The sequence below is a fragment of the uncultured Lactobacillus sp. genome (genome assembly GCF_945290125.1).
In the GTDB taxonomy this organism is placed as follows: Bacteria; Bacillota; Bacilli; order Lactobacillales; family Lactobacillaceae; genus Lactobacillus; species Lactobacillus rizhaonensis.
Genome location: NZ_CALYQV010000075.1, coordinates 1 through 7,533, shown reverse-complemented (window position 1 = coordinate 7,533; position 7,533 = coordinate 1). Strand labels below are relative to the sequence as shown.

General features: G+C 34.6%; 7 protein-coding genes. All 7 read left to right on the top strand.

The annotated features are described in order from the left end of the window. The first annotated feature begins 86 nt into the window (after positions 1 to 86). Positions 87 to 2,018, top strand: a complete 1,932-nt coding sequence (locus tag Q0K80_RS09350; RefSeq protein WP_294605705.1) for a BspA family leucine-rich repeat surface protein — start codon at positions 87 to 89, stop codon at positions 2,016 to 2,018. A gap of 971 nt (positions 2,019 to 2,989) precedes the next feature. Beyond that, complete coding sequence (locus Q0K80_RS09345; protein ID WP_046325588.1) at positions 2,990 to 3,190, top strand: hypothetical protein; 201 nt, start codon at positions 2,990 to 2,992, stop codon at positions 3,188 to 3,190. Positions 3,191 to 3,642: 452 nt separating this feature from the next. Then, complete coding sequence (locus Q0K80_RS09340) at positions 3,643 to 4,185, top strand: helix-turn-helix transcriptional regulator (protein WP_294605703.1); 543 nt, start codon at positions 3,643 to 3,645, stop codon at positions 4,183 to 4,185. A 234-nt stretch (positions 4,186 to 4,419) separates the two neighbouring features. Continuing rightward, positions 4,420 to 4,596 carry a hypothetical protein gene (locus Q0K80_RS09335; protein ID WP_294605701.1) on the top strand — a complete coding sequence of 59 codons (177 nt, stop codon included), beginning with the start codon at positions 4,420 to 4,422 and terminating at the stop codon, positions 4,594 to 4,596. Between the two features lie 2 nt (positions 4,597 to 4,598). Then, entirely contained in the window at positions 4,599 to 5,327 is a 729-nt protein-coding gene (locus Q0K80_RS09330) for a hypothetical protein (protein WP_294605699.1), read from the top strand. Between the two features lie 67 nt (positions 5,328 to 5,394). Next, positions 5,395 to 5,829, top strand: a complete 435-nt coding sequence (locus Q0K80_RS09325; RefSeq protein WP_294605697.1) for a hypothetical protein — start codon at positions 5,395 to 5,397, stop codon at positions 5,827 to 5,829. 401 nt (positions 5,830 to 6,230) lie between these two features. Then, complete coding sequence (locus tag Q0K80_RS09320) at positions 6,231 to 7,340, top strand: SLAP domain-containing protein (protein ID WP_294605695.1); 1,110 nt, start codon at positions 6,231 to 6,233, stop codon at positions 7,338 to 7,340. Positions 7,341 to 7,533 lie beyond the last annotated feature (193 nt).

Sequence of the window (7,533 nt, the reverse complement as noted above, 5' to 3'; positions counted from 1 at the left end):
TGTATATATAAAGAATGCTTTATAACAAATGTTATTTATGCTACACTTGGGTTAGGCAGAATTATATTACTTAAGGGAGACGAATAATGAGGAAATATCTTTTTAATATTAAACTTACAACATGCTTAGCTTTTATTGCTATGACTGTGGTAGGTTTAAATATTATTAAACCGCAAACAACATTTGCATCGGCTTCACCTCCTGCAAATTCAGTAAAAAAAGCGAAAATTGCAACAAGAGGAACTCGGACAGTTCCATGGGGCGATAGTGATCTTTCACTTAGCTATGATTCGTCCAGTAAAACGTTAACTATTCCAGGTAGCTCTACAGCTGTTAATGATCCAAAGCCGCTGGCAAATGCTTTATATAATGTAGGGCTTGATCCTGTAAATGTTAACCATATTGTTATTCAGGGTCCCTTGGCAATTAGCGGGTCAGTCAGGTATCTATTTAAAGGCTTTACTTATATAACTAATATAGACGGCTTGGACAAGCTTGATACTAGTCAAATTACTGATATGACAAGCATGTTTTCATCATGTTATCGTTTAAGCGATGTTAATCTAAAAAACTTTAATACTGCCAATGTTACCACAATGTCAAGCATGTTTTATTCTTGCGTAAGTCTTAAAAATATTGATGTCAGTTCCTTTAATACCGAAAATGTTTCGGAATTAAGTGGCATGTTTGAAGAATGCAGAAGTTTAAATACAATTGATTTAAGCAACTTTAAAACTAGTAAGGTGACTAATACCAGTACTATGTTCCACAATTGTTGGTCAATAAAAAGCATTAAGTTTGGCAAAGATTTCAAAACTGATAATGTCACTGATATGAACTGGATGTTTAACAACTGTTGGAACTTAACTGACCTAGATGTTAGCGGCTTTTCAACTGCTAACGTTTCTACTATGTCAGGAATGTTTGCTTCATGTAAGTTATTAACAAAAATTGATGTTAGCAAATTTAATACTGATAAAGTAACTGTAATGAATGACATGTTTAATGACTGTGAGAATATCACAGAGCTTGATCTCAGTAATTTTAAAACCACGAATGTTTTTAATATGAGTAGCATGTTTCAGTATGATATTCGGTTGCAAAGGCTTGACATTAGCGGTTTTGATATGAGCAAAATTAAATACATTTCCGATATGCTAAATGATTTGCAAAGCCTAAACTTGTTAAAACTAGGAAAAGATAATATTGTCAAGGGTACCGGCTTTGATACTGATGGCACTTGGCGCAATGTTGCTAATGGTACACTTAATGACCCTAAAGGCAAGAATAGGTGGAGTTCGAAAGAGTTAATGGCAAATTATGATCCAGCTAAAGATGCCGATACTTATGTTCGTGAGGGCACACACTTTGATGAGCCTAAGCCACCAGTCAATCCGGTTACGCCACCAACACCGCCGACTCCAACACCACCAAGTCATTCATCTGGTACTATAGAGCCGATTGCAGGAGCTGAGGTCAGAGTTCATTATGAAGATAAAAATGGTCTCAAATTGGCACCTGATAAAATCTTGAGCGGTAATGTTGGCGATGGCTACATTACCCAAGAACTGAAATTTGCTGGTTATTTATTAAAGGCAAGGCCTCATAATGCGACAGGCTTCTTCAGCTATCAACCGCAGATCGTAACTTACACTTACCTTAAAGGGACTGAAAGAATGGTAATGCATAATTCGTATCTCTATGATATTAACGGTAAGCGGGTAACAGGCGAACTTATGTCAGGCCAGATGATTACAACCTATGATACCGAAACCATAAATGGTCAGAAGTATTATCTTTTAGATAATAATACGTTTGTGAAGGCCACTAATATTACAGGCCAAAAGCGTAAGTTAAAGCATAATGCACTCATCTATAATCAAAAAGCAAAGAAAATAAGGCATGCCAGTCTGAAGCGTGGACGCAAAGTTAGAACATATGGTGGTGCAGTAAAGCGGAAAGGTCGCTATTACTACATCATCGGACTGAACCGCTACGTGAAGAAGGCTAACTTTTAGAATTTTTGGTTAAGCAAGTTCAGTGGTACAGCATAAATATGCTTATAACTACTGAGCAAAAGCGGTCAAGAAAAAATTCACAATTTAAATGCACCTAATAGTAAGAATCAGCTATTAGGTGCATTATTTTGTATTATGCTATTTAAATTAGTCCAGAAAACTGTAAAAAGGTCCCGAAAGTTGCTTAACTTCCAGGACTTATTTTTTCTAGTTATAAATTTAATTCTGCTTTTAAGGCTTTAGGTTAGTACAGCTGAAAAATTTAAATGGTTCTCTTTGCCCAGTTTTACGGATTTAGCCCAGTTAGAACCCTTTACACTTCGAAGGAGAAGAGTGGAATTGAATGGCACAACCGCTTCATTCTTAAGGTCAGAATCAAGGCTTTTAACCTTTAGCGAAATTATGACATTAGTTCCATAAAATTGTATTAGTATTATCAGGTTAATTCGTTTGCCTAGTTTTGACCAAAGTAGGAGTTAAGTAACGTTACCACAATTTGATTTGACTATAGTCAAAAAGGTAGTCAATGTATACAATTTGGTTTAATATAATAATTAGTTTTAAATTAAATAAATGATAAAGCGGTATTTAGGTATAATGAAAATTCTTTAATTTCTTACGGCAGTACAGTATTTCTGTATCCCGTTGGAGCTTATTATATTATCCATAGAGAACTATACAATATCAATTTTTCTAAAAAAGATTTTTTATAAGTTAAAATCAGAATTGACTAAAAATGGATAAATTAGAAATATACAGAAACCAAATTCTGAATGATTTGACTAGTATAAAAAAAGGTATGAATCTGCCTATCACCATATAAAATTATCTAGTCAAGATTTGGTTACTAATAAAAAACATTAGTTTGTCTAAATAAATTAAACAGAAAAAATCTTATTTAACTACAATTAGTTGGAAGTATCAGTTTATAGTTTTATTATCTATATCTGATTTTTTGGTATAGGTACAAAATGAATAAAAAATATGATGTATTAATAATTGAAGCCGGACCAGCTGTTCTTTACACAAGTATAATTTTTAAAAAAGGTACGCCAATGAAAGTCTCTAATGAATTAATAAAAGTTGTTATTGCAGAGGCACAAGAAATTGGCGGTCTAACCCAATACGCATTCATTCAAATTCTATATAGTGAAGCGTTGGTTATACGTTAAATTTTTGTAGAATTATTATATTAAAAAAATAGTTGATATATAATTGGCATAGTGTGCTAATTGTAGGAAATAATAAAGATTCTATAAATAAATTGGCTAAGGACCTCTATATATCTGAGAAATTTTAGAATGTTACTGCATATTTAATGGATAAATTATATATAGTACTATTTTTTCTTGCAGAACTTAGGAATTGTACATAAAAAGGCTTTATCCAAACAAGTTTTTTGGGGAATTCTTGGGTTATTTGCTGTGAGTAGTGTAACTAAGCCGATTTTTGGCATACCTGCAGCAATATATTCAGCTCAGGTTATAGTTTTCTACGTAGGTCATCTATTGGAAATGATGATCCTAGCGGTAGATTTCCTTTTTCCAGCGATAAGAGAAGTTTTCCAACATAAGGTAGAAAAGCAATAGAGAGGTATAAATTATTTGATTTAGGTATAAATATTATGACAATAGGTGAAGCTTTAAAAAAAGAGCAAGAGGAACTTGGCTTAACAGAAACAGAAATGGTTGAAAATATTATAACTACCAGTGCCTATTCTCGTATCGTCAATAATAAAAGGAGAATAAGTAGCGATCTTTTGCTCGAAATATTATTGATGCATGACATTAATTTAGAGAATTTCTTATTTAAAATCAAAGACACATATTCATGTGAAAAAATTCGACTCGAACAAAATTTATCACAAAAGATGACAGTCGCTATAAACACTCACAATAAAAATGAGGTGAAAGTGTGCTATAAGCAGATCATAAAAAGTAACGTTAGCAGCAATCTTAAGCTCCGTGCGGAAATTGCAATGGCTTATATAAACGACTCTATAAATGAATTGGATGAAAGTTTTAAGAAAGTAGTAATTAACAATTTAACTGAAACCGAAAATTGGTTTTTTAACATTAATACTTTGAGTTTATTTAGTACTGCTATCATAATTTTACCTGAAGATTTTGTGGAAATGATGATGAATTCTTTTTTTCAAAAAGTTTAAAGGTTAGATGCGATATCAGACCCGATGAATGAACGTTTTGCTGACATTTGTAATAATTATTTACATTGGAGATATAAGAATAACAAAAGATTCAATAAAGAAAACAATGTCGAGAATGCAATAGAATTTCTTGATAATTTAAAGAATAGTCCTAGATTTATCATTTACAGAATATCGGCTAGATATTATTCTGCTCTATTTTCCAATAAGCTAAACAAGGCAAAAAAATAAAAGATGAACTACTTGATATCAAGCGCATACTGGCAGCTAAAAATTGGCCTGGTTAAATCCACCTATATAAATGCCCTGCAAAAACAGGTTGAGAAGGCATTGCGGATTGGTGGTCACCCAGGTTACTTGCCAACGTTTCTAGGTGATGAGCAGTTATTTATTAAGTTTAAAAGGTTATAAAAGTGGTGTTAAAAAAGAAATATTTAAATGTGTATAAGTTATTAGGCGGTCGAATAGCAACCAATGTTGCGGACAGCCTGTTTTACATGGCGATTCTCTGGTATTTCAAAGAAACCAGTCATTCGCCCGCAATGGTGGCCTTACTTTTTTCAATTGAGGCGGGGATAGACATAGTATCGTTTGGCTTCGGTCCTTTGATCGATAGTTTTTCAATCAAAAAGCTGCTGGCCTTTTCAACCATATTGCAGACACTAATTAGTCTGGTTGTAGTATTCATTTTAAAAGTCGCAAAGAGCAGCATCGCTATTGATGTTCTCCTGCTTTTATTGTTCAGCGCGTCAACAATTCTGTCTTCAATTATTTATCCCACAGAATATAAGCTGCTGCCCGTTCTGGTTGAGAAGAAGGATCTGCTGCATTTTAACGGCCTTTTTCAGGTAAGCTACAAGATATTGGATTTAGTGCTAGACGGCATAACCACCTTTATCATTGCTACTACTTCCATTAGCATGACCATTGTTTTATCAGCAATCATTTTCGGTTTGGCTCTGTTTGTCTACGCTAAAATCCAGGTAAACGTGCTTGCAAAAGATCTTTTGCAAAGCGAAGAATACTTTTCTGGCTCTTATCTCAAGGATTTACGGATGGGTTGGACCACCTTAAAAGAGGAAAAGAATATCCTGAAATTGATTCTACCCCTGTGTGGTCAACTTCTTTTTTGGTATTTATGATATTGGGCTGCCTTATTTCGCGCAAAGCTATATCCATGACTCAGCGATTGGCTATGGGGGATTGCTGATGGCCTCTTCCGCAGGTAGCATTATCGGTGCCTTTTTGGTGCAACGCTTTAAGCTGGGCCAGAAGAAAATGGAAATTTTTATTGCAGCCTGCTTTTTAGGCACGGGCATTTTTAGGATATTGGTACCGTTAGTCGTGCGGTTCAATATCTACCTTGCCCTATTTAACGCGGGTGTATCGTCCTTATGGGGCACGATGATGAACACCGTTTTTGAAGTCTTGGTTCAGACAAGCTTCTCAGCCGCGGTTTTGGGTAGAATAGACACCATTAACGACAGCATACTTTCGCTAATGATTCCATTAGGTACATTTACGGGGAGCTGGATTGTGCAAACATTTGGCTCAATGAGTACGCAGTACGTTTATGGGTTTGCGTTATTGTTCAGTGCGCTTTATTACTTTAGTGTAACGCAGTTTAAAAAGAGGCAAAAATAAGTGGGTGGCTGGCAATAGCCAAAATGCCGTGCAAGCAGGGTATTCATGTACGATACTAAACAGGCAAAAATAGGACCTAACACCTAAACATAGTGAGACTTTTCATTAAATCTTGATAATTTCTTTTGGGGTCTTCGTCATATAGTAAACCTTCCATGTTTCTTATTATACGTATAAATTTAACGGAGTAAGTTTAAAATTAAGTATCTTCCTATATATTAAGATATTTCCTTAATTAAATTCATCATTTTTTATCTTCCATAATTATAAAAAGGGGTACATGATTAGTAATAGTTATTATATTAGTTGTTTTTTACTATTGTCTCGTTTTGCGCTTTTGTTCCCAAAATAAAAGCAATGGCAAAAGATAGTAATTTTTTAAAGAAGAGAGGTTAAAATACATGAATAAAAAACTTGTTCATTATTTAGCAGCTGTTTTTTTAGGACTAACTGCCGTTTGGACATTTAATCAGCAAGTCCATACTGTTCAGGCAAAGATTCCCAGCACCATAAGAACTGTTATGTATACGTCACAAGCATATGATGAGAACGGACAAAAGGTAGACGCTAAATATCCAGCTTTTCGCCGGGTTAAAGTTGATAAAAAGCCGTTAATCTTAGATTTCAAGCCCTACGCCCCATACTATAAAATTAGCGGGAAAAAACAATATATCAAAGCTAATAATATCGATGGCGTTAAACGTGAAGTTAAGCATAATTCCTATGTTTACGCTACCAGCTCACGCAGGGCTGACTATCGTTTAATTAGAAAGGGGACTTCTATTACAACTTATGGTGGTACCGTTAAGTTTAAGAATGGTCTGCGCTACTACCGTATTGGTGGTCCCGCAAAGCAATATGTGAAAGCCAGCAACTTGGGTAAAATCACTGCTTCAAACACCGAAGAAACGATCGCAACAGTAACAAGAGATGATGGTGCTCCAATTTATGAGATCAAAAATGGGGTCAAAACTACTAAAAAGGCTAAAAAAGGTACTACCTTTGTAGTCGACCGGGCTGAAGAAGATAACTATGCGGAGGAGATTGGTCATTCAGCTATCCCTAATCCTACTATTTATCGTATTAAAGGGACGAATAATTGGCTCTATTGCCTGGACGTTAAAGTTCAAAAAGAACTTCCGCATCATTATTATGACCTTGAGCATTATTCTTATATTAGATTTTATCAGGACACAGATGTCTATAATGCCGATGGCACCAAAAAAGATATTAATGGGCAAAGAATTAGGAAGCAAGGCGGTGACATAAAAGTAGATAAATTGCTTTACATTTGGGTGCCAGCCGAAAATAAAGCAGAACTGTTTTACCATATGAAGGGTCATAGATTTTATGCCACTGATAAGCCAGATGGAACAGGTGGTGGTCAAGTAGATTTTGGTGATAGCTATGTCAAAGCGAGTGATGTTAGATTTATTGCGGGTGTAAGACTAAGTCCGATCAATACTGCAGAAGAAGCAAGTCAAGCTGCTAAGCCAAAGACGGCCAAATAAATAATTTTAAGAGAACTAAATAAATAATTTAAATGCACCTAATAGTAAAAATCAGCTATTGGGTGCATTTTTGTATTTATTATAAAAACATATTTCAAAAATATCTCAATAATTTATCAAATTAATGATGTGAACCCTAAAATTAGGACACTTTATATTAGCTATTAACTGAGGACTAACTGCCGATATTCAA